23 protein-coding genes are annotated in these 21,348 nt (G+C 66.6%); 9 read left to right on the plus strand and 14 right to left on the minus strand.

The annotated features are described in order from the left end of the window. The 3 genes from ACCD11_RS13445 to ACCD11_RS13455 form a co-directional block, all read left to right on the plus strand. Nucleotides 1-957 (plus strand): LysR family transcriptional regulator (locus ACCD11_RS13445; protein ID WP_413314244.1); only part of this gene is annotated, 957 nt, incomplete at its 5' end. 150 nt (nucleotides 958-1,107) lie between these two features. Continuing rightward, nucleotides 1,108-3,345: an NADP-dependent isocitrate dehydrogenase gene (locus ACCD11_RS13450; RefSeq protein ID WP_413314245.1), complete on the plus strand. Its 2,238-nt coding sequence runs from the start codon at nucleotides 1,108-1,110 to the stop codon at nucleotides 3,343-3,345. 23 nt (nucleotides 3,346-3,368) lie between these two features. Further along, nucleotides 3,369-3,704 carry a DUF1161 domain-containing protein gene (locus tag ACCD11_RS13455; RefSeq protein WP_042672985.1) on the plus strand — a complete coding sequence of 112 codons (336 nt, stop codon included), beginning with the start codon at nucleotides 3,369-3,371 and terminating at the stop codon, nucleotides 3,702-3,704. Between the two features lie 30 nt (nucleotides 3,705-3,734). Here the strand turns inward: ACCD11_RS13455 and ACCD11_RS13460 are convergent, their stop codons facing one another. Together ACCD11_RS13460 and ACCD11_RS13465 are read right to left on the minus strand one after the other, a co-directional pair. Then, complete coding sequence (locus tag ACCD11_RS13460) at nucleotides 3,735-4,607, minus strand: alpha/beta fold hydrolase (RefSeq protein ID WP_413314246.1); 873 nt, start codon at nucleotides 4,605-4,607, stop codon at nucleotides 3,735-3,737. Nucleotides 4,608-4,663: 56 nt separating this feature from the next. Further along, entirely contained in the window at nucleotides 4,664-5,224 is a 561-nt protein-coding gene (locus ACCD11_RS13465) for a nucleoside 2-deoxyribosyltransferase (RefSeq protein ID WP_413314247.1), read from the minus strand. A 120-nt stretch (nucleotides 5,225-5,344) separates the two neighbouring features. Here ACCD11_RS13465 and ACCD11_RS13470 point away from each other — a divergent pair, with 120 nt between their 5' ends. Together ACCD11_RS13470 and ACCD11_RS13475 are read left to right on the plus strand one after the other, a co-directional pair. Next, nucleotides 5,345-5,938, plus strand: coding sequence for a nucleotidyltransferase family protein (locus ACCD11_RS13470; protein ID WP_007830406.1), 594 nt, complete (start codon nucleotides 5,345-5,347; stop codon nucleotides 5,936-5,938). Nucleotides 5,939-6,187: 249 nt separating this feature from the next. Continuing rightward, nucleotides 6,188-6,946, plus strand: coding sequence for an SDR family oxidoreductase (locus tag ACCD11_RS13475; protein ID WP_413314248.1), 759 nt, complete (start codon nucleotides 6,188-6,190; stop codon nucleotides 6,944-6,946). Here the strand turns inward: ACCD11_RS13475 and cynS are convergent. Both cynS and ACCD11_RS13485 read right to left on the minus strand, forming a co-directional pair. Then, a complete protein-coding gene (gene cynS, locus ACCD11_RS13480) occupies nucleotides 6,940-7,383 on the minus strand; it encodes a cyanase (protein WP_413314249.1) in 444 nt (147 codons plus the stop codon). The genes ACCD11_RS13475 and cynS overlap by 7 nt on opposite strands. 21 nt (nucleotides 7,384-7,404) lie before the next feature. Then, nucleotides 7,405-7,839 (minus strand): DUF1348 family protein, encoded by a 435-nt coding sequence (locus ACCD11_RS13485; protein WP_007830401.1) that lies wholly within the window; start codon nucleotides 7,837-7,839, stop codon nucleotides 7,405-7,407. An 85-nt stretch (nucleotides 7,840-7,924) separates the two neighbouring features. On the opposite strand from ACCD11_RS13485, the gene ACCD11_RS13490 reads away from it, so the two are divergent. Continuing rightward, on the plus strand, nucleotides 7,925-8,533 hold the full coding sequence (locus ACCD11_RS13490; RefSeq protein WP_413314250.1) for a TetR/AcrR family transcriptional regulator: 609 nt from the start codon (nucleotides 7,925-7,927) through the stop codon (nucleotides 8,531-8,533). On the opposite strand, the gene ACCD11_RS13495 is transcribed toward ACCD11_RS13490, so the two are convergent. Next, entirely contained in the window at nucleotides 8,511-10,172 is a 1,662-nt protein-coding gene (locus ACCD11_RS13495; RefSeq protein WP_413314251.1) for an L-lactate permease, read from the minus strand. The genes ACCD11_RS13490 and ACCD11_RS13495 overlap by 23 nt on opposite strands. A 119-nt stretch (nucleotides 10,173-10,291) precedes the next feature. On the opposite strand from ACCD11_RS13495, the gene ACCD11_RS13500 reads away from it, so the two are divergent. Continuing rightward, entirely contained in the window at nucleotides 10,292-11,176 is an 885-nt protein-coding gene (locus tag ACCD11_RS13500; protein ID WP_007830396.1) for a LysR substrate-binding domain-containing protein, read from the plus strand. A 112-nt stretch (nucleotides 11,177-11,288) separates the two neighbouring features. Beyond that, nucleotides 11,289-12,446 carry an alpha-hydroxy acid oxidase gene (locus ACCD11_RS13505; protein ID WP_056586547.1) on the plus strand — a complete coding sequence of 386 codons (1,158 nt, stop codon included), beginning with the start codon at nucleotides 11,289-11,291 and terminating at the stop codon, nucleotides 12,444-12,446. 85 nt (nucleotides 12,447-12,531) lie between these two features. Here the strand turns inward: ACCD11_RS13505 and ACCD11_RS13510 are convergent, their stop codons facing one another. From ACCD11_RS13510 to ACCD11_RS13545, 8 genes are all read right to left on the minus strand, one after another. Beyond that, nucleotides 12,532-12,972 carry a helix-turn-helix domain-containing protein gene (locus ACCD11_RS13510; protein WP_413314252.1) on the minus strand — a complete coding sequence of 147 codons (441 nt, stop codon included), beginning with the start codon at nucleotides 12,970-12,972 and terminating at the stop codon, nucleotides 12,532-12,534. A 77-nt stretch (nucleotides 12,973-13,049) separates the two neighbouring features. Beyond that, complete coding sequence (locus ACCD11_RS13515) at nucleotides 13,050-13,379, minus strand: L-rhamnose mutarotase (RefSeq protein WP_413314253.1); 330 nt, start codon at nucleotides 13,377-13,379, stop codon at nucleotides 13,050-13,052. Nucleotides 13,380-13,408: 29 nt separating this feature from the next. Continuing rightward, nucleotides 13,409-14,185: an SDR family oxidoreductase gene (locus ACCD11_RS13520; protein ID WP_413314254.1), complete on the minus strand. Its 777-nt coding sequence runs from the start codon at nucleotides 14,183-14,185 to the stop codon at nucleotides 13,409-13,411. Nucleotides 14,186-14,203: 18 nt separating this feature from the next. Beyond that, nucleotides 14,204-15,481, minus strand: coding sequence for an L-fuconate dehydratase (locus ACCD11_RS13525; RefSeq protein WP_413314255.1), 1,278 nt, complete (start codon nucleotides 15,479-15,481; stop codon nucleotides 14,204-14,206). Between the two features lie 21 nt (nucleotides 15,482-15,502). Continuing rightward, on the minus strand, nucleotides 15,503-16,456 hold the full coding sequence (locus ACCD11_RS13530; RefSeq protein WP_007830384.1) for an ABC transporter substrate-binding protein: 954 nt from the start codon (nucleotides 16,454-16,456) through the stop codon (nucleotides 15,503-15,505). Nucleotides 16,457-16,491: 35 nt separating this feature from the next. Beyond that, nucleotides 16,492-17,529 carry an ABC transporter permease gene (locus ACCD11_RS13535; protein WP_413314256.1) on the minus strand — a complete coding sequence of 346 codons (1,038 nt, stop codon included), beginning with the start codon at nucleotides 17,527-17,529 and terminating at the stop codon, nucleotides 16,492-16,494. 17 nt (nucleotides 17,530-17,546) lie between these two features. Next, the gene (locus tag ACCD11_RS13540; RefSeq protein WP_413314257.1) at nucleotides 17,547-19,061 is read right to left on the minus strand and encodes a sugar ABC transporter ATP-binding protein; all 1,515 of its coding nucleotides are present in this window, start codon (nucleotides 19,059-19,061) and stop codon (nucleotides 17,547-17,549) included. After that, nucleotides 19,058-19,945, minus strand: a complete 888-nt coding sequence (locus ACCD11_RS13545) for an amidohydrolase family protein (protein ID WP_413314258.1) — start codon at nucleotides 19,943-19,945, stop codon at nucleotides 19,058-19,060. Before ACCD11_RS13545 ends, ACCD11_RS13540 begins: the two co-directional genes overlap by 4 nt. Before the next feature lie 187 nt (nucleotides 19,946-20,132). On the opposite strand from ACCD11_RS13545, the gene ACCD11_RS13550 reads away from it, so the two are divergent. Continuing rightward, complete coding sequence (locus tag ACCD11_RS13550) at nucleotides 20,133-20,915, plus strand: IclR family transcriptional regulator (RefSeq protein ID WP_007830371.1); 783 nt, start codon at nucleotides 20,133-20,135, stop codon at nucleotides 20,913-20,915. On the opposite strand, the gene ACCD11_RS13555 is transcribed toward ACCD11_RS13550, so the two are convergent. Then, complete coding sequence (locus ACCD11_RS13555) at nucleotides 20,916-21,341, minus strand: helix-turn-helix domain-containing protein (protein WP_007830370.1); 426 nt, start codon at nucleotides 21,339-21,341, stop codon at nucleotides 20,916-20,918. It abuts the gene before it with no gap. Between the last annotated feature and the right edge of the window lie 7 nt (nucleotides 21,342-21,348).

A 21,348-nucleotide genomic window follows, 5' to 3' on the forward strand; every position in this document is an offset into this window, starting at 1 on the left:
AAAACCTTCCATCTCCCCCCCCCCCCCCCCCCCCCCCCCCCCCCCCGGGGGGGGGGGCCCCCCGGGGGGGGGGGCGCCCCCCCCCCCGCGGCCGAACTCGGCATGAGCGCCTCGGCCGTGAGCCACGCGGTGCGGGCCGTTGAAGACCACCTGGGCCAGCCGATCTTCGCGCGCACCACCCGCAGCGTACGGCTCACCGAGGCGGGCGCCGGCTTCGTCGGCGTGCTGGCACCCGCGATGGGCGAGATCGGCGATGCGGTGGACCGTTTCGGTGAAGCGCTCGGGCGCGTGGGCGGCGTGCTGCGCATCAACGCGCCCCACGTGGCCCTGCCGCTGGCAATGACGCCGCTGGTGGCCGAAATGGCGCTGCGCCATACCGGGCTGGTGATAGAGATCACCTGCGATGACGGGCTGGCCGACATCGTGGCCAGCGGCCACGACGCGGGCGTCCGGCTGGGCCACACCGTGGCGCAGGACATGGTGGCGGTGCGGCTTACGCCGCCCTTCGAGGCCATCATGGTGGCCACGCCGCGCTATCTGGCCACCGCCGGCGAGCCGCACAGCATCGAGTCGCTGCAGCAGCACAACTGCATCGGCTTTCGCTTCGTGACCTCGGGCGGCGTGTACGCCTGGGACCTGCGCGACAAGGAAGGTGCCCACGTCTCGGTCGAGGTGCCGGGCACGGTGCGCGTCACCGACGCGCTCTATGCCCGCGACCTGGCGCTGGCTGACGTGGGCATCGCCTACATCTTCGAGCCGCTGGTGCGTGCCGATCTGCGCGAGGGCCGCCTGCGCCAGCTGCTGCCGTGCTCGGCCTTCGGGGAACCGGGCCTGTTCCTGTACTTTCCGCGCCGCGCGGCGCAGGCGCCCAAGCTGCGCGCCTTCGTCGACCTGGCGCGGGAAATGCTGGAGAAGAGCGCCGAAACCGGCGGCCATGCGCCTTCGCTTCCCGGCTAAGACGCCCGCCGAGCCGGGACATCCGGCCGGCCGGGCCGGAACCGGCTCCCGGTCCGGCGACAATCGGGGATTCCGGCGAAAACGCATCCACCTCGTCCTTGCCGGAAGTTCCAGCCAACCCGACAACCCAGGATCTACGGAAGCAAGCGCATGAGCTCGAAGCAACCCACCATCGTCTACACCCTCACCGACGAGGCGCCCCTGCTGGCGACCTACGCGTTTCTGCCCATCATCCGCGCCTTCACCAACCCGGCCGGCATCAACGTCGCCACCAGCGACATCTCCGTGGCGGCCCGCATCCTGGGTGAGTTCCCCGAGTTCCTCGGCGACGACCAGAAGGTGCCCGACAACCTGGCCGAACTGGGCAAGCTCACGCTCAAGCCCGAGGCCAACATCATCAAGCTGCCCAACATCAGCGCCTCGGTGGCCCAGCTCAAGGCCGCCATCAAGGAACTGCAGGGCAAGGGCTACAAGATCCCCGACTACCCCGAGAACCCGACCACGGACGAGGACAAGGACATCCGCGCGCGCTACAACAAGTGCACCGGCAGCGCCGTGAACCCCGTGCTGCGCGAAGGCAACTCCGACCGCCGCGCACCCAAGGCCGTGAAGGAATACGCGCGCAAGAACCCGCACAGCATGGCCGACTGGAGCCAGGCCTCGCGCTCGCACGTCTCGCACATGCACGGCGGCGACTTCTATCACGGCGAGAAGTCCATGACCCTGGACCGCGCGCGCAACGTCAAGATGGAACTGCTCACCAAGAGCGGCAAAGCCATCGTCCTCAAGCCCAAGGTCGCCCTGCTGGACCGCGAGGTCATCGACTCCATGTTCATGAGCAAGAAGGCGCTGCTGGCCTTCTATGAAAAGGAGATCGAGGACGCGCGCAAGACCGGCGTGATGTTCTCGCTGCACGTCAAGGCCACCATGATGAAGGTCTCGCACCCCATCGTGTTCGGCCACTGCGTGAAGATCTTCTACAAGGAAGCCTTCGAGAAACACGGCAAGCTGTTCGACGAGCTGGGCATCAACGTCAACAACGGCATGGTCGACCTCTACAACAAGATCGCCACGCTGCCGCAGAGCACGCAGGACGAGATCAAGCGCGACCTGCACGCCTGCCACGAAAACCGCCCCGAGCTGGCGATGGTCGACTCGGCCAAGGGCATCACCAACTTCCACTCGCCCAACGACGTGATCGTGGACGCCTCCATGCCCGCGATGATCCGCAACGGCGGCAAGATGTGGGGCGCCGACGGCCGCCTGAAGGACGTGAAGGCCGTGATGCCCGAGTCGACCTTCGCCCGCATCTACCAGGAGATCATCAACTTCTGCAAGTGGCACGGCGCCTTCGACCCCAAGACCATGGGCACCGTGCCCAACGTGGGCCTGATGGCGCAGAAGGCCGAGGAATACGGCTCGCACGACAAGACCTTCGAGATCCCCGAGGACGGCGTCGCCAACATCACCGACCTGGACACCGGCGAAGTGCTGATGAGCGAAGACGTGGAGAAGGGCGACATCTGGCGCATGTGCCAGGTCAAGGACGCCGCGATCCGCGACTGGGTGAAGCTGGCCGTGAACCGCGCGCGCAACTCCGGCATGCCGGTCGTGTTCTGGCTCGACGCCTACCGTCCGCACGAGGCGCAGCTGATCACCAAGGTCAAGATGTACCTGCACGAGCACGACACCACGGGCCTGGACATCCAGATCATGAGCCAGGTGCGCGCCATGCGCTACACGCTGGAGCGCGTGGTCCGCGGCCTGGACACCATCAGCGCCACCGGCAACATCCTGCGCGACTACCTGACCGACCTGTTCCCCATCATGGAACTGGGCACCTCGGCCAAGATGCTGTCCATCGTTCCGCTGATGGCCGGCGGCGGCATGTACGAGACCGGCGCGGGCGGCTCGGCCCCCAAGCACGTGCAGCAGCTGGTGGAGGAAAACCACCTGCGCTGGGACTCGCTGGGCGAATTCCTCGCGCTGGCCGTGAGCCTGGAAGACCTGGGCCTGAAAACCGGCAACAAGAAAGCCGCCATCCTGGCCAGGACGCTGGACACCGCCACCGGCAAGCTGCTCGACAACAACAAGAACCCGTCGCCCAAGACCGGCCAGCTCGACAACCGCGGCAGCCAGTTCTACCTGGCCATGTACTGGGCACAGGAACTGGCCGCACAGACGGAAGACAAGGAACTGCAGGCCCAGTTCGTGAAGCTGGCCGGCACGCTTGCCAGCAACGAGCAGAAGATCGTCGACGAGCTCGCCGCCGTGCAGGGCAAGCCCGTGGACATCGGCGGCTACTACCTGGCGGACCCCGCCAAGTTCGAAGCCGTGATGCGCCCGAGCCCCACGCTCAACGCGGCGCTGGCGTCGGCCCAGGGCTGATGGGCATCGAGCGGGTGGCAGCCATGAAGCCTTGGTTCACGATGCTCCCCGCCGCGCTCGCCCTGCTGGCTGGCGCGGCCCACGGGGCCGAAGACTGCGAGGCCCTGCGCACCGGCATCGAGTCGAAGATCGCTGCGGCCGGCGTGGCGCGCTTCACCGTCACCGTCGTCGATGCCAACGCATCGGCGAACGGGCAGGTGGTGGGCAGCTGCGAGCTCGGCACCAAGAAGATCGTCTACCTGAAGGACGCCGGGCCCGCGTCCGGCGCAGGCTCGGCCCCGGCACCCAGGCCGGGCGAGCCGATGCTCACCGAGTGCAAGGACGGCACCGTGTCCGTCGGCGGCGACTGCAGGAAGTAGCAGCAGCCAACGGGGTGACGGCAACGGCGCTCAGCCCTTGCCCACCACCCGTGCGATCCACGCGAGCAGCACCGCCTCGACCTCATCGCGATTGACTTCATTCAGCGCCTCGTGGCGCGCGCCGCCGAACACGTGGCACGACACATCGCGCAGCCCCGCCTCGCGGTAGCGCTGCACCAGCGGGTAGAACCATTCGGCCTTGTTGCTGACCGGGTCCTGGTCGCCCACGAACAGATAGAGCGGCAGCTCGGGGCGGATGCGCCCTCGCATCGCGTCCGGCGCCAGCTCGGCCAGCTTCGCGAACATTGACCCCAGGCCCTCGGCCGAGACCGTGAATCCGCACAGCGGATCGGCGATGTAGGCATCGACCTGCGCCGGATCGCGGCTGAGCCAGTCGAAGGGCGTGCGAACGTCCGGCAATGCGGCGTTCATGTCTTCCAGCTTGAAGCCGGACTGCAACGCCGCGCCCAGCAGATCAAGCGCCGAAGTGCCCGAAAGCGCGGCGCCCGCCAGCAGTGCGCTGTGCTCGAGGAGGTAGTACTGCGTGGCGAACGAGCCCATGCTGTGGCCCACAAGGATCAGCGGCAGGCCCGGATGCACGCCGCGCACGTGGCGGCTCAGCAGCGCCATGTCGTCCACCAGCCCGGCGAAACCGCGCGGGCCGAACTCCCCCAGCTCGCCGCGCGCCGAGGCGCCCTTGCCGTGGCCGCGATGCTCGTTCGAATACACCACGTAGCCGGCCTGCACCAGCGCGTCCGCCAGGTGCCGATAGCGCAGCGAATGTTCGCCCATGCCGTGCGCCAATTGGATGACCGCGCGCTGCGTCGCGCCCTGCCAGCGATGGGATTCCACCGTGACGCCGTCGTTGGCGGTCAATTCGAAGTGCGTCTCGGTGGTCGGCATGCGGTGCTCCGGTGAAAGGGGAACGCCATCCTAGGGGTTGGCGGCCGGAGTTTCGCTCAGGAGTTTCCAGCCTTTGTCGCACGGAGGACAGCCAACACCTCACCCATCTTCTTCAACGCCGCTTCCGGCGTCGGCTCGATGTGGATCGAGCAGGCCAGCATCAGGTTCAGCGGCTGGCCGAAGTCTTCGACGGCAATACCGGAGCCGCTCTCGCGCAGCACGCCGTTCGCATCGGCTTCGCACGGCAGTGCCGCCCGCGCGCGGTCCGCATAGCTCCCATCGGGCACGCCGTAGGCCACCACCGGAATCCCGAGCGCGACCGCCGCGCCCACCTCGAACACCGTGCCGGAATCGGGCTCCAGCCCTCTGAAGCAGGCGAGGTTGGCGACGACGCCGTCGGCGCTGCGAAGGCGCTGCATGTTGGCCTTGCAGATCTGCATTTCCGGAGCTTCGGGCGCAGGCTCCTCGTTGCCGTCGGCCGGAAGCAGTGCGCAGAGGCCGAGTGCGTCGCAGGCCGCGGCGAGCCGAACGAAATGGTCTCTCGCGTCAGGACGAAAGACGTCCGGTCCCGCGAGATAGATCTGCGGGCGCCTCGAGGGATCGGGGTTGTTTTCCATCGGCCGAGCATCCTCGCTTTTTGGATTCGGCTCAAGATGCACCAGCACGATGCGTGAAGATTTTCCGATCGATGGATCGGCGCCGGCGCACACGCCGCGGTGAGCTACAGTCGCCGGCCCATGCATCGCACCTCTTCACCCGGCCACGCGCAGCGACTCGTCGAACTGGTGCGCGGCGCGCCCTGTCTGATGGCCGCCTTGGCGGCGGTGCGCGAGTTGGACCTCGGCGCGTGGTGCATCGGTGCGGGGGCAGTGCGCAGCCTGGTCTGGGATTCGCTTCATGGATTCAGCGAGCCCTCGGCCCTGGAAGACATCGACGTCGTGTACTTCAATGCCGACGAGCCGCCGCGGCTCGGTGAGGCCGCCCTGCAGGAACAGCTGTCGATGCGGATGCCGGAGCATCGCTGGGAAGTGACCAACCAGGCGCATGTGCATCACTGGTTTCGGGAAAGCCTTGGACAGGTCGTGGCCGCGCTGACCTCGCTGGAGGAAGGCATCGCGACATGGCCGGAGTTCGCGACCTGCGTCGGTGTGTCCCTGGCTGCCGACGACTCGATCCGCGTGCTGGCGCCGCACGGCCTGGAAGATCTGTTCGGGCTGCGCGTTCGGCACAACCCCGTGCGCGCGGATGCCGCTACGTACCGGCAGCGCGTGGAGCAGAAGCAATTCGCGCGACGCTGGCCCAAGGTCGAGATCCTCGCCGCACAGCCCTGAAGCACCGCCCGCTCTGCGCGACAGCCGGTGGATTGAGCAAGAAGCCACAGTGGCTACATCGCGAAAGCCAAAGCACTACGCCGCGCCGTAGGAAGTGCCCGCCGCCCTTGCGTTTTGCAGGATCAGGCAAAAACCGAGTTCGATTCGGATACCGCCTCGGGGCCCTCGGACGCGAAACTTCTCTCCATGCCCGGTGCACCCTCTTCTGTGTGCGCCCCACGGCAACCGACCAGCACGAGGAGTTTCATCATGAGCGCAATCCAGGAAAAAGTCGTTCTCATCACCGGCGCGAGCAGCGGTATCGGCGAAGCAACCGCGCGGCTGCTCGCGCGGCGCGGCGCCAAGGTGGTGCTCGGTGCGCGCCGTACCGACCGGCTCGCGGCACTCGCGGCCGAGATCGAGGCCACGGGCGGCACCGCGAGCTTCCAGCGGCTCGACGTGACGCATCGGCCCGACATGGAAGCCTTTGCCGAGTTCGCCCTCGAGACGCACGAGCAGATCGACGTGCTCGTCAACGCGGCGGGCGTGATGCCGATGTCGCCGCTGTGGAACCGCAAGATCGAGGAGTGGGAACTCATGATCGACGTGAACCTGCGCGGCGCGCTGCTCGGCATCGCGGCCGTGCTGCCGGCGATGCAGGAGCAGGGCTGGGGTCACATCGTGAACGTGGCGCCGGTGGCGATGCAGGGCGTGTCGCCGAGTTCGGCCGTGTACCACGGCACGCAGTACGCGGTGAACGCGATCTCCGAAGGCCTGCGGCAGGAGCATGCCGGCCGCCTGCACGTGACGGTGGTGAGCCCCGACGTGAACGGCCCCGGCGACCCGCTGGCAGAGCGCATCGCCGCCACGTACGCCCGGGAGCGCATGCGCACCAACCGGCGCATCGCGGTGCCCGTGGATGCCGTGGCGCGATCGATCGCCGGGGCCATCGAGGGCTACGGCATCACGGCCCGCACGATGCGGCCGGCGGGTGCGCAGAGGCCGCACCCGGCGGTGTACGTTCAGTAGGCCTTGTACGGCAGGAACTTGCCCGACAGCACCACGTTGACGCGGTCGCCCTTGGGGTCGGCCTGGCGCTGGATGTCCATGCTGAAGTCGATGGCGCTCATGATGCCATCGCCGAATTCTTCATGGATCAGTTCCTTGATGGTGGTGCCGTACACGCTCACGACCTCGTACCAGCGGTAGATCAGCGGGTCGGTCGGCACGGGCGTGGGCAGCGAGCCCTTGTAGGGCACCACCTGCAGCCACTTCTGCTCCTCGGGAGTGAGGCCGAAGATCTTGCCTACGACCTTGGCCTGCTTCTCGTCGAGCGTCATCTGGCCGAGACAGGCGGCGGTGGTCCACTCCTTCGAGAGGCCGACCTTCTTTGCCACGTCGGCCCACTGGATGCCCTTGCTTACCTTGACGGTGATGATTTTTTCCGTGACGTCGTTGCGGTTCATGCGGTCTCCTGTTGAATGGGCTCAGGCAAGCAACAGGCGTGCCCACCGGAACTTGCGATCCGACTCGGCAATGGGTTGGTCGTTGATGCTCGCAAAGCGCCTCTGCATCAGCCCGTTCTCCGCGAACTCCCAGTTCTCGTTGCCATGGCTGCGATACCACTGGCCCGCGTCGTCGTGCCATTCGTACTCGAAGCGCACCGCGATGCGGTTGTCCGTGAAGGCCCACAGCTGCTTCTTCAGCCGGTAGTCGAGTTCGCGCACCCACTTGCGCGACAGGAACTCCACCACCTGCTCGCGGCCGTTGACGAACTCGGCGCGGTTGCGCCACTCGGTGTCGGGCGTGTAGGCCAGGCTCACGCGCACGGGGTCGCGCGAGTTCCAGGCGTCTTCGGCGGCCTGCACCTTCCGGGTGGCGGATTCGAGGGTGAAGGGCGGCAGCGGCGGGCGGGATTCCATGGAGATCTTTCAGTGCTGTGGTGAAGGGAATGCGCCGCAATGTGCCACATGTAGACAGAACTGTCTACATGCCTACAATCGCGCCATGGACATCTCCGCACTGCCCGCACGCGAGCGCATCCTGCTCACCGCGCACGACCTTTTCTACTCAGACGGCATCCGCGCCACCGGCATCGACCGCGTCATTGCCGCCTCGGGCGTCACCAAGGTCACCTTCTACCGGCACTTCCCGTCGAAGGACGACCTGGTGCGCGCCTTTCTCGACCACCGGCATGGCCTGTGGATGGCGTGGTTCGTCGATGCGCTCGGCCGCCGCGGGGCGCAGCGGCGCATCGGCGACGGTCAGGCGCTGGAGATACTGGCCGACGTCATGGCCGAGTGGTTCGCCGACCCGGTGTTCCGCGGCTGCGCGTTCATCAACTCGGTGGTGGAGGTGGGCACGAGCGTGGCGGGCGCCAGCGACATCGCGCGGGGCCACAAGCGCGAGATGGTCGATGTGATCGCCGGCCTGCTGCCGGAAACGCTTGGAGGGCCGCGGCGCATGGCCATCGCGCAGGCGGCCGCGCTGGGTGTCGACGGCGCCATCGTCAAGGCGCAGATGGGCGATGCGGCGGTGGCGCGCGAAGCGGTCGGCGACCTGCGCCGGTTGCTTCAGGCGCTGGGCGATTCGATCACTTCACGACCATCGCCGTGAACGGCCATACGTAGGCCTGCAGCGTCACGTAGAGGCCCACGAGGCAGGCCAGCGCGATGGAGTGGAAGAACACGTAGCGCAGGATCTCGCCCTCGTGGTTGAACCAGCGCGTGGCGGTGGAGGCCACCACGATCGATTGCGCGTCGATCATCTTGCCCATCACGCCGCCCGAACTGTTGGCCGCGCCCATGAGGTTGGGGCTCAGGCCCAGCTGGTCCGCCGCCACTTTCTGCATGCCGCCGAAGAGCACGTTCGATGCCGTGTCCGACCCCGTGAGCGCCACGCCCAGCCAGCCCATCAGCGTGCCGAAGAAGGGATAGAACATGCCGGTGTTGGCAAAGGCCAGCCCCAGCGTGGTGTCGAGGCCCGAGTAGCGCGTGAGCGTGCCCAGCGCGAGCATCAGCACGATGGTGAGCAGCGAGAACTTCACCAGCCACAGCGTGCGGCCGTAGGCGGCCACGAGCTGGATGGGGTTGTACTTCATGATCAGCCCGCCCACGATGGCCGAGACAAGGATGCCCGTGCCCGTGGCCGAGAGCAGCAGCAACTGGTACACCGCGCCCTCCTTCGTGGGCTTGGGCACCACGGGCGCCACCTTCTCGATCATGTTGTGCAGACCGTCGATGGGGAAGCTCGGCGCGAAGATGCCGTTGAGCCAGGCCTTCACCACCGGCAGGCCCCAGATGAACACGAACACGGTGAGGATGAGCCACGGCGTCCAGGCGCGGATCACCGCCGCGCTCGCATGCTTCGTGGGCGCCACGGCCGGACCAGCTTCGCCGCCGTCGGTCTCGTGCCCCTTGAGCGACACCGAGGTCCAGATCTTCTTCGGCTTCCACACACGCAGGAACAGCACCAGGCACACCATCGACACGATGGCCGCGATGATGTCCACCAGCTCCGGCCCGATGTAGTTCGACACCAGGAACTGCGGAACCGCGAAGGACACGCCCGTCACCAGGATGGCGGGCCACACCTCCATCATTCCCTTGCGTCCCGCGAAGGCCCAGATGAGCCAGAACGGCACCAGCAGCGAGAAGAACGGCAGCTGCCGCCCGATCATCGCGGTGACCGCCATCAGGTCGTAGCCATGCACCTTGGCCAGCGTGATGACCGGCGTGCCCAATGCGCCGAAGGCCACCGGCGCGGTGTTGGCGATGAGCGAGAGCCCCGAGGCCGCCAGCGGCGAGAAGCCCAGCCCGATGAGGATGGCGGCGGTGACGGCCACCGGCGTGCCGAAGCCCGCCGCGCCCTCGAAGAAGGCGCCGAAGGCAAAGGCGATGAGCAGCAGCTGCAAGCGCCGGTCTTCGGTGATGCCGGCGATGGAGTCCTGCAATATCTGGAAGCTGCCGTTCTGCTGCGTGAGCTGCTGCAGGAAGATGATGTTCAGCACGATCCAGCCGATGGGCAGCAGGCCGGAGAGCCCGCCCAGAAAGGCCGCCTTGCCTGCCATGTCGGCCGGCATGCCGAATGCGAACACCGCGATGACCACCGCGCTCAGCAGGCCCAGCCCCGCCGCGTAGTGCGCCTTGACGTGCAGCAGCCCGAGGCACACCAGCATCACCACCACCGGTATCGCGGCCAGTGCCGTCGATACGATCATGTTGCCGAACGGGTTGTAAACCTGTTGCCAGACCATGCGCTTGTCTCCTTGTTGTTGGAATCTTTTTGAGCCGGCAACGCGAGGCAAAGCGAGTCCGCCAGGAGTGACCGAGAGCGTTCGCTACCATCCTAACCCCCTCCCTCCGCCAACAAAAGATGGTTTCTCCGCGTCTCCCCTCGACCCAGGGCCTGCAGGCCTTCGAGGCTGTCGCGCGCCTTCGCAGCGTGAACCTGGCCGCCGACGAACTCAGCGTGACGCCCAGCGCGGTGAGCCATCGCATCCGCCAGCTCGAACTGCTGCTGGGCCTCAAGTTCTTCGTGGGCGGCGACTTCGGCCTCAGCGCCGACGGCATGGCCTACCTGGCGCGCGTGCGCGAGGCCATCGCAGCGCTGCAGCAGGTGCCCGGCCGCGAGCCCGAGTCGCAGGTGCGACGGCTGCGCGTGGCGGTCACGCCGACCTTCTCGCGCCAGATGCTGCTGCCGCGGCTCGCACGGTTTCGCGATGCGTATCCGAACATCGAGCTGATGCTTCAGGTGACCACGCCGGTGCGCAACACCACGGTCGAGGAGGCCGACATCGAGCTGCGCTTCGGCACCGGGCCCTTTCACGACCGCGAGTTTTTCCAGTTGCTGGCCGACGAGGTCTCGCCGGTGTGCAGCCCCGCTTACCTGAAGCGCCACGGTCCCTTCGACGGCTTCGCCACCGATGCCGAGGTGTTGCGCGCCCAGCTGTTGCGCACGCCGCTGGAGTCATGGCGCACGTGGTTCAAGGCTTGCGGCGTGGGCCTGCCCGAGCCGGCCACGGGCCACCAGTTCAACGACCTGGGGCTGGCGCTCGACGCGGCGGCCGAAGACTTCGGCGTGGTGCTGATGCACCTGCGGCTGGGCAGCGCATGGCTGGACAGCGGGCGGCTCGTGCGGCTGTCGCCGCGCAGCGTACCCTCGCCCAACGCCTACTTCCTGTGCTGGCGGCCCGGCGCGATGGAGCGCCGGGAGTGCGCAACCTTCGTCGAATGGCTGCGCGAGGCGCTGCGCGACTGAACTGAAATTTTTTCAGCAGCGGGGCCGGCTTTTTTCAGATGGCGTGTCGGGGTGCCTGAAGATAATGGCCGATTCGCTTCGCCCCCCACAAGAAACGCTCAGGAGACAGCCCTTGTCAGACCTTTCCAAGATCACCAGCATCGAAGACCTGCGGGTGATCGCCAAGCGGCGCGTCCCGAAGATGTTCTACGACTACGCCGACTCCGGCGCATGGACCGAGGGCACCTACCGCGCCAACGAAAGCGACTTCCAGAAGATCAAGCTGCGCCAGCGCGTGGCCGTGAACATGGAAGGCCGCTCCACCCGCACCACCATGGTCGGCCAGGAAACCGCCATGCCTGTGGCCATCGCGCCCACCGGCCTCACCGGCATGCAGCATGCCGACGGCGAGATCCTTGGGGCCCGCGCGGCCAAGGCCTTCGGCATTCCGTTCACGCTGTCGACCATGAGCATCTGCTCGCTGGAAGACATCGCCGCCAACACCGACCGGCATCCGTTCTGGTTCCAGCTCTACGTGATGAAAGACCGCGACTTCATCGAGCGCCTGATCGAGCGCGCCAAGGCGGCCAATGTGACGGCCCTGCAACTCACGCTCGACCTGCAAATTCTCGGCCAGCGCCACAAAGACATCAAGAACGGGCTGACCGCGCCACCCAAGCCCACCATCAAGAACCTGATCGACCTCGCGACCAAGCCGCGCTGGTGCATGGGCATGCTGGGCACGAAGCGCCGCACCTTCGGCAACATCGCGGGCCATGCCAAGGGCGTGAAGGACCTGTCGTCGCTGTCGTCGTGGACCGCCGAACAGTTCGACCCGGCGCTGAGCTGGGCGGACGTCGAGTGGATCAAGAAGCTCTGGGGCGGCAAGCTGATCCTCAAGGGCATCATGGACGTGGAAGATGCGCGCCTCGCGGCGAGCAGCGGCGCCGATGCGCTCATCGTGTCGAACCACGGCGGGCGCCAGCTCGATGGCGCGCCTTCGTCCATCGCCGCGCTGCCGGCCATCGTGGAGGCCGTGGGCAGCGAGATCGAGGTGTGGATGGATGGCGGCATCCGCAGCGGACAGGACGTGCTCAAGGCCCGCGCGCTGGGCGCGCGCGGCACCATGATCGGCCGCAGCTTCCTGTACGGGCTGGGCGCCTACGGACAGGAAGGCGTGACGCGCGCGCTGCAGATCATCCACAAGGAGCTCGATATCACGATGGCCTTCTGTGGCCGCACGAACATCGACGAGGTCGATTCGAGCATCCTGCTGCCGGGCACTTTCTGAGCCTCCTGCAATGGCTTGCGCCTACTTCCCCTGAAGCCTATTCGGTGACCGTGACCTGCCAAGCCCTGAAGAAAGGGCCCGCCAGCTAGTTGGATTCCAGCCGCTGCGCCACTTCCTGCCGACCCATCCCGCGCACGGCAGCCAGGCTCTCCAGCTGCGCAGCCCTCGGGCGGGCCTTGCCCTGTTCCCAGTGGTAGATGGTCTGGCCGGACACACCCACCAGCTGCCCATAAGACGCGGCGGAAATACCGAGTTTCGTGCGATGCGCAGCCAATCGGCCAGCGCTGAACCGGCGCTTCGGCCCGCTGTCTCCCTCTTCATCGGGCTCGCTTGCACGTGCACCACGGGCGGTGCCCTTGGCTACGTTGCGCAGCTCCTTTTCCAGCGCAACCACTTGCCGGCGCAGCGCGGCGATGGCGGACCGGTGATGGACGGATGCCTTCTTGAGGGTTTCGATTTCCGCGCGGACTTCCTTGCGGGCGACGCGGGAGATTTCGGATTTAAGGATGGACGCGATATTTGGCATGGCGGCATTGTGCCGACCAAATGTAAGCGGCGGGAAAGATTATTAAGTTCCTCGGAATCAAAACTTGAATCTTTTGATTACAGCGAGAAGATCCTGGCCATCTCCGTCCACTTCTCTCCTTCAGGTGTCCAGGGCGTGGGTGCCTGAAACCTCCACATCAGTTCTTCCCATTCCCGAATCTTTGGATTGTTCTGCGTTGCAAGCGCCATGGCCCGGGCGTCGTAGCGCGCATCGTCAGTTTCCATCCACATCACCATTCGCGTGCCGAGCCGGTAGATCTCCATGCCCGTTACACCGTGCGCATGCAGATGCGCTCGCACCTCGGGCCAGATGTCGCGGTGATAAGCCTCGTATTCGGCGATCAATGCAGGATCGTCTTTCAAATCGAGAGCCAGAAAGTGGCGCATGGGTCGCTCCGGTCAAATCAGGAAATAGATCAGGTCAATGCCCGGTCCAGGTGCGTATACCCGCCGTCCACGAACACCCATTGCCCGGTGGTGTGCGAGGCCCGCTCCGACAGCAGGAACACGACGTTGTCTGCAATCTCCTGCGGCGTGGTCATGCGGCGGCCGAGCGGAATCTTGTCGGTGATCTCGGCGAGCTTTCGGTCGGGTTCGTCGAATGCGGAAATCCACCGTTGATACAGCGGCGTCATCACCTCGGCCGGAATCACCGCATTCACGCGAACCCCGTCTTCCAACAGCGATGCAGCCCACTCGCGCGTGAGCGACAGCTGCGCGCCCTTGGCCGCGGTGTAGCCGCTCGTGTTGCCCTGCCCCGTCACGGCCGTCTTCGACGAGATGTTGACGATCGCGCCGCGGCTCGCCTTCAGGTGCGGCAGGCAATAGTGCGCCATCACGTAGCAGTGAACGAGGTTGCGTTCGAGCGAACCGACGAAGGCTTCGCGCCCCGCCTCCAGTCCCACGCTGTCGTTCACGCCCGCGTTGTTGACCAGGCCGTCGATGCGGCCGAACTCCGCGGCGGTGTCGGCAATGGCCTTGGCACAGGCGGCCTCTTCCATCAGCTCGAACTGGAAGAAGCGCGCGCGCGGCTGCAGGGCGCGCAGCGCCTCCTCGAACGGTGCGTCGAGCCGATTCTTCCCGCAGATCACCGGCACCGCGCCCTCTTGCGCCAGCGTCATCGAAACGGCTGCACCGATGCCGCTGCCGCCGCCGGTGACGATCACCACCTTGTCTTTCAGATTCAGGTCCATGTTGCGCGGTGCCTTTCTCTATCCGCGAAAACGGTATTGGTCGAGCGACTGCGGCTTCATCGTGATCGAGAAGCCCGCACCCTTCGGCGGCATGTACGCCGCGTTGCGGATCTCGCAGGGCTCGACGAAGTGCTCGTGCAAATGATCCACATACTCGACCACGCGGCCTTCGCGCGTGCCCGAGATGCAGAGGTAATCGATCATCGACAGGTGCTGCACGTACTCGCACAGCCCCACGCCGCCGGCGTGCGGACACACCGGCAGCTTGTACTTCGCGGCCATCAGCATCACCGCGAGGATCTCGTTCACGCCGCCGAGCCGGCACGCGTCGATCTGCACCACGTCGATGCCGCCGCGCATGATGAACTGCTTGAACATGATGCGGTTCTGGCACATCTCGCCCGTGGCCACCTTCACCGGCGCGACGCCCTCGCGGATCTTGCGATGGCCCTCCACGTCGTCGGGGCTGGTGGGCTCCTCGATGAACCACGGCTTGGCAAACGCCAGCTGCCGCACCCAGTCGATGGCCTGGCCGACCTCCCAGACCTGGTTGGCGTCGATCATCAGGTGCCGCTCGGGCCCGAGCACTTCGCGCGCCACGCGCAGGCGGCGGATGTCGTCCTGCAGGTCGCGGCCCACCTTGAGCTTGATGTGGTTGAAGCCCGCGTCGACCGCCTCCTGCGCCAGGTGCCGCAGCTTCTCGTCGGAGTAGCCGAGCCAGCCGGCCGAGGTGGTGTAGCAGGGGTAGCCCTCGGCCTGCAGCGTGGCGACGCGTTCGGCCTTGCCAGCGGCGGCCTCGCGCAGCAGCGCCAGTGCTTCATCGGGCCCGATGCAGTCGGTGATGTAGCGAAAGTCGATGCAGCGCACCAGTTCCTCGGGGCTCATGTCGGCCACGAGCTGCCACACGGGCTTGTCTTCGGACTTGGCCCACAGGTCCCACATCGCGTTGACCACGGCGCCGGTCGCCAGGTGGATCGCGCCCTTGTCGGGACCGATCCATCGCAGCTGGCTGTCGGAAGTAACGTGCCGCCAGAAGCGCCCCATGTCCTCCGCCACCCATGCCAGGTCCAGCCCCACCACCAGATGGCGCATCGCCTCGATGGCCGCGCAGCAGATCTCGTTGCCGCGGCCGATGGTGAAGGTGAGCCCGTGGCCCTCGAGCCCCGGCTGGTCGGTTTCGAGCACGACATACGCCGCGGAGTAGTCCGGGTCGGGGTTCATCGCATCGGAGCCGTCCAGATGCTGCGAGGTCGGAAAGCGCACGTCAAGCACGCGCATGGAGCGAACAATGGTCATGGGGTCTTCGCGGGCAGGCGATCAGTCGTACAGCACCGAGGCGATCTTGGGGTCGGCGATGTTGGTCTTGTCGTACCAGTAGAAGCCCGTGTCGACCACCTTCGGCAGCTTCTCGCCCTTGATGGCCTTCACCGCCATCTCGACCGTCTTGTAGCCCATGCCCACGGGGTTCTGCGTGATGGCACCGGCCATGCTGCCCTCCATGATCGCGTTCTTCTGCTGCTTGCCTGAGTCGTAGCCGATGATCACGACCTTGCCGTTGCGCTTCATCTCCTTCACGCCGTTGACCACGCCGATGGCGGAGCCTTCGTTGGCGCCGAAGATGCCCTTGAGGTTGGGCGAGGCCTGCAGGATCGACTTGGTGATCTCGGTCGACTTCAACTGGTCGCCGCCGCCGTACTGCACGCTCACGATCTTGATGTTCGGGTAGGTCGACTTGATGCGGTTGACGAAGCCGTCGCGCCGGTCGACGCCGGTGCGGCTGGTCTGGTCGTGCACCACCAGCGCGACTTCGCCGCTCTTGCCGATGAGCTCGGCCATCTTGTCGGCGGCGAGCGCGGCGGCGGCCTTGTTGTCGGTGGTGGTGGTAGTCACGGGAATGTCGCTGTCCACGCCCGAGTCGAACGCCACCACCGGGATCTTCGCGGCCTGCGCCTTCTTCAGCAGCGGAATCGCGGCCTGGCTGTCGAGCGCGGCGAAGCCGATGGCCTGCGGCTTCTTGGCGAGCGCGGCCGAGAGCATGTCGATCTGCTTGTCGACCATGGCCTCGGTCTCGGGGCCCTCGAAGCTCACTTTCACCTTCAGGTCTTTGGCAGCCTGCTCGGCGCCCGACTTCACGGCCTGCCAGAACTGGTGCTGAAAGCCCTTGGACACGAGCGGGATGTAGATCTCCTGCGCCTGCTGTGCCTGTGCGAATCCCGACAGGCCGATGAGGGCTGCACCGAGCGTGGTTGCGACTGCTCTTCTCTGGATCATGCGAAGTCTCCTGTGGTTGTGGAAATCCGGGTGGTTCACTGCTTGCCGCTGCCGCGGCGGCGCAGGATGTCCGCGTACACGGCCAGGATGATGATCACGCCCGTGACCACCGTCTGCCATTCCTGCGCGACCGAGAGAATGCGCAGGCCGTTGGTCAATACGCTCATGATGAAGGCGCCGATGATCGTGCCGACGATGGTGCCGGTGCCGCCGCTGAGCGAGGTGCCGCCGATGACCACGGCCGCAATCGCATCGAGTTCGTAGCCCTGCCCGAGCGCGGGCTGTGCGGAGTTCAGCCGCGAGGCGATCAGCAGGCCCGCGATGCCGCAGATGCCGCCACTCACCGTGTACACCACGATCTTCCAGAAGTCGGTGTTCACGCCCGACAGGCGCACCGCCTCCTCGTTGCTGCCGAGCGCGAAGGTGTAGCGCCCGAGGATGGTCTTGTTGAGCACGAGGCTCGCGGCCATCGCTATCAGGAACAGGATCAGCACCGCATTCGGGATCGGCAGCGACGGAATGAAGTAGCCGATGAGCGAATCCTGCGAGATCGCCGGGAAGTCCGGCGTGTCGTTGAAGTAGATCGGCTTGGTGCCCGAGATCACGAGCGACAGGCCCTTGAGCAGCATCATCATGCCCAGCGTCGCGATGAAGGGCGGGATCTTGAGCTTGGCGATCAGCACACCCGAGACGAAGCCGGCCAGCGCACCGAAGAAGATCGCGGCCGCGATGCCGAGCGCGAGCGGCATGCCCATGTAGGTGAGCACCACGCCGGCCATGACGGCGCAGAAGGTCATCAGCGTGCCCACCGAGAGGTCGATGCCCGCGGCGATGATGACGAAGGTGCAGGCGATGGCGAGCACGCCGTTCACGGCGGTCGACTGCAGGATGCTCACGAGGTTGTCGGTCTGCAGGAACTGCGGCGACGCGAAGCTGAAGAACACCATCAGCGCAATGAGGCTGGCAAAGGCCAGCAGCTTCTGGCGCGTGGCGGGCCGAAAGAGCCGCGCCTTCAGCGAGAAGCCCGGTGCATCGGTGGTCGTCGCGGCGGTGGTGGCGGTGGGGGTCGTCAAGGGGTTGTCTCCAGTCGTCATGCGGTGGCGGCAGCTTCGCGCCGGGTGGCGAGCTGCATGATCTTTTCCTGCGAGGCTTCGCGCCCCCCGAGTTCGCCGGTGATGCGGCCTTCGCACATCACGAGCACGCGGTGGCTCACGCGCAGGATCTCGGGCAGCTCCGAAGAGATGATCACGATGGCCTTGCCCTGCGCGGCCAGTTCGTTGAGCAGGCGGTAGATCTCGGCCTTGGCGCCCACGTCGATGCCGCGCGTGGGCTCGTCGAAGAACAGCACGCTGCAGTCGCGCAGCAGCCACTTGGCAATCACGATCTTCTGCTGGTTGCCGCCCGACAGCAGCCGTACCTGCTGGCGCACCGAGGGGGTCTTGATGCTGAGCTGCTTCACGTAGCGCTCGCCGGCCGCCTCGATGGCGCGCTGGTCGATGAACAGGCCCATCGACAAGAACTTCTTCATGCTCGGCAGCGCGATGTTGGTCTCGACGTCCATGCCGGTGGCCAGCCCGAAATGCTTGCGGTCTTCCGACAGGTAGCCGATGCCGCAGGCCACCGCGTCTTCGGGCGATTTGATGTGCACCTTCCTGCCGTGCACGAACACCTCGCCCGCGTCGATGCGGTCGGCGCCGAACACGGCGCGCGCGAGTTCGGTGCGGCCCGCGCCCATGAGGCCCGCGAAGCCGAGGATCTCGCCGCGGCGCAGCACGAAGCTCGCGTTGCGCACCATCGGGCCGCGCGTGATGCCGCGCGCCTCGAGCACGATCTCGTTGCCCGTGGTGTCGGGAAAGTCGTTCTCCACCTCGGTGAGCTGGCGGCCCACCATCATCGCGATGAGCGAGTCCATCGGCGTTGCCGCCATCGGCACGGTGGCGATGTACTGGCCGTCGCGCATCACGGTCACCCGGTCGGCGATGCGCTTGAGCTCGTCCATCTTGTGCGAGATGTAGACGATGGCCACGCCCTGGGATTTGAGCTGGCCGATGATGCGGAACAGGTCGGCCACCTCCTGGTTGTTCAGCGCGGCGGTGGGCTCGTCCATGATGAGCACGCGCGAGTCGAAGGACAGCGCCTTGGCGATCTCCACCATCTGCTGCCTGGCCACGGTGAGCTCGCCGACGGGCGTGCGCGGGTCCAGGCGCAGGTTCATGCGCTCGAAGATGCGCTGCGTCTCGGCGCACATCGCTTCCTCGTCGATGAAGAGGCCCAGGCGCCCCCGCGGCTCGCGGCCGATGAAGATGTTCTGCGCGGCGCTCAGGTGGTTCATCAGGTTGAGCTCCTGATGGATGATGCCGATGCCCAGCGCCTGGGCCGCGCGCGGGCTCGAGATGTCCACGGGCTGGCCGTCGAGCAGTACCTCGCCCGAGTCCTTGCGGTAGACGCCCGCCAGCACCTTCATCAGCGTGGACTTGCCCGCGCCGTTCTCGCCCATGAGTGCATGCACCTCGCCGGGCAGCAGGTCGAACTGCGCCTTGTCGAGCGCGCGCACGCCGGCGAAGGACTTGCTCAGGTCGCGCAGGACGACGATGGGTTGCGTCATGGGATTTCCCGATGCAATGGCAGGTTGTAGAAGCGCTGTGCGGTACCGTGCCACACGTGGGCCTGCTCGCCGGTCGCGAGGCCGCCGATGCAGGCCTCGCTGAGGGCGATCCAGCCCGCGTAGTCGCCGGCCAGCGTGAGCACTGGCCAGTCGCTGCCCCACATGAGGCGATCGGGGCCGAAGCATTCGAGCAGGTGCTCCCACAGCGGCCGCACGGCGTAGGTGACGACATCCGCATCGCGGTGCATGGAGGGCGGCGCCTCGGTCCAGAGGCCCGAGAACTTGCAGCAGACCTGCGGCAGCGCCGCGATCTCGCGCATTTGACGGCGCCACGCAGCGACGGCTTCGCCATCGGCGCTGCCCACGGGCGGCTTGGCCGCATGGTCGATCACCACCGGCAGTTGCGGCCATTCGCGCAGGAACTGCAGCAGCGGCGCCAAGTGCCGCGGCGTCACGAGCGCATCGAAGCGCAGCCCCAGGCGCACCATGGCCCGCAGCACGTCGGGGTGCGGCGCGTGCGCGATCCAGTCGTCTTGGGGCAGGTCTTGCAGCATCGGCCGCACGCCCTTGAACTTGGGTTGCGCCGCCATTCGCTCCAGCGAGGCGACGGACTCGGCCCGGCTCAGGTCGACCCAGCCGACCACGCCGCCAACCACGTCGTGCGCAGCAGCCAGTTCGAGCATGAAATCCGTTTCGGCTTCCGAGTCGGCCGCCTGCACCAGCACGGTCCGCCCGATGCCATGTGCTTGCAGCAGCGGCACGAGATGCTCGGGCAGGAAGTCGCGCACCAGCGGCGCCAGGGCGGGCACGTCCGCACGCAGCCACGCGTAGTCGCCGCGCGCGGGCCGCCAGAAATGCTGATGCGAGTCGATGCGCTGAATCATGTGGGTCGCGGGCAGCGGGAGTCCTGCCGAAGGTCTTGCCTCTTAGTCCATTTGTGAACATAGTATTTACAGACGAACTTTTGACGTCAAGCCCACTTGATGAGTGCTTACCCGTAGAACCAAACTTGCAAAAAGATGGGTCTGCTGTTGAAATTCATACGTGAACAAATCTATCCATCCAGACATCTTGAGCAAGCCGACCGAAGACCAGGACCGCTACCGCGCACCCGCGCTCGACAAGGGCCTGGACATCCTCGAACTGCTGGCGGACCAACCCGAGGGCCTGACGCGCGGCGAGATCGTGAAAGCGCTGGACCGTGGCCCGAGCGAGATCTACCGCATGCTCGAACGGCTGGTGGCGCGCCAGTACGTGCTGCGCTCGCTCGCCGGCGACCGCTACAGCCTGAGCCTGAAGATGTTCGACCTGGCGCACCGCTACCCGCCGAACCACCGGCTGGTCACGCAGGCGCTGCCGGTGATGGACCGCTACGTGAAGGAAGCCGAGCAGTCCTGCCACCTCGGCGTGTACGACCGGGGCAACGTCCAGATCGTGGCGCAGGTCAACAGCCCGGCGGCGAGCAGCATGACGGTGCGGCCCGGCACGCGCGTGAACCTGCTCGACACCGGCTCGGGCCAGGTGCTGCTGGCCTGCGAATCGGACGAGCGGCGCCGACAGATGGTGGCCGAGCACGTGGCGCTCGACGGCGAGGTGCAGATCCCGCCCGACGAGCTGGAGCACATGCTCGAGGCCGTGCGCGCCACGGGCTACCGGCAGCGCGAGAGCCTGCAGTACTTCGGCGTGATCGACATCTCGTGCCCCATCTTCGGCCCGCACGGGCATGCGCTGGCGGTGCTCACCACGCCGTACATCCGGCGCATCGACCGCCATGCGATCCCGTCGCTGGACCGCGCGCGCGAGCTGATGCTGCAGGCGGCGCGCGACCTGTCGTTGATGGCGAACGCGGCCTGATTACTTCGGGGCCTTCTTCCTTCGCCCGCCGATGGCCCCGGACGCCGCAGCCTCGAGGATGCGGCGAAAGGTCGGGCATTCCATGTGGCTGGGCGCGCGGCACACAGCGGCGTGCCGCAGGCCGTCGCGCATGGCGCTCAGGCTGCGGATCGTGCGGTCGAGTTCGTCCGCCTTGGCCGTGAGCATCACCCGGTCGATGCGCGGCTGCCCGTCGGGCCCGAACATGCGCGCGATCTCGTCCAGCGAAAAGCCGGCGGCACGCCCCAGCGCGATCAGCGCGAGCCGCTCCAGCACGCCGGGATCGAACAGGCGGCGCAGGCCTTGCCTGCCCGTGGAGGCGACGAGGCCTTTTTCGTCGTAGTAGCGCAGCGTGGAGGCGGGCACGCCGGAGCGTTGCGCGACCTCGCCGATATCCAGATGCTTCATCACCCTC

The organism is Variovorax sp. Varisp36 (assembly GCF_047304235.1).
In the GTDB taxonomy this organism is placed as follows: Bacteria; Pseudomonadota; Gammaproteobacteria; order Burkholderiales; family Burkholderiaceae_C; genus Variovorax.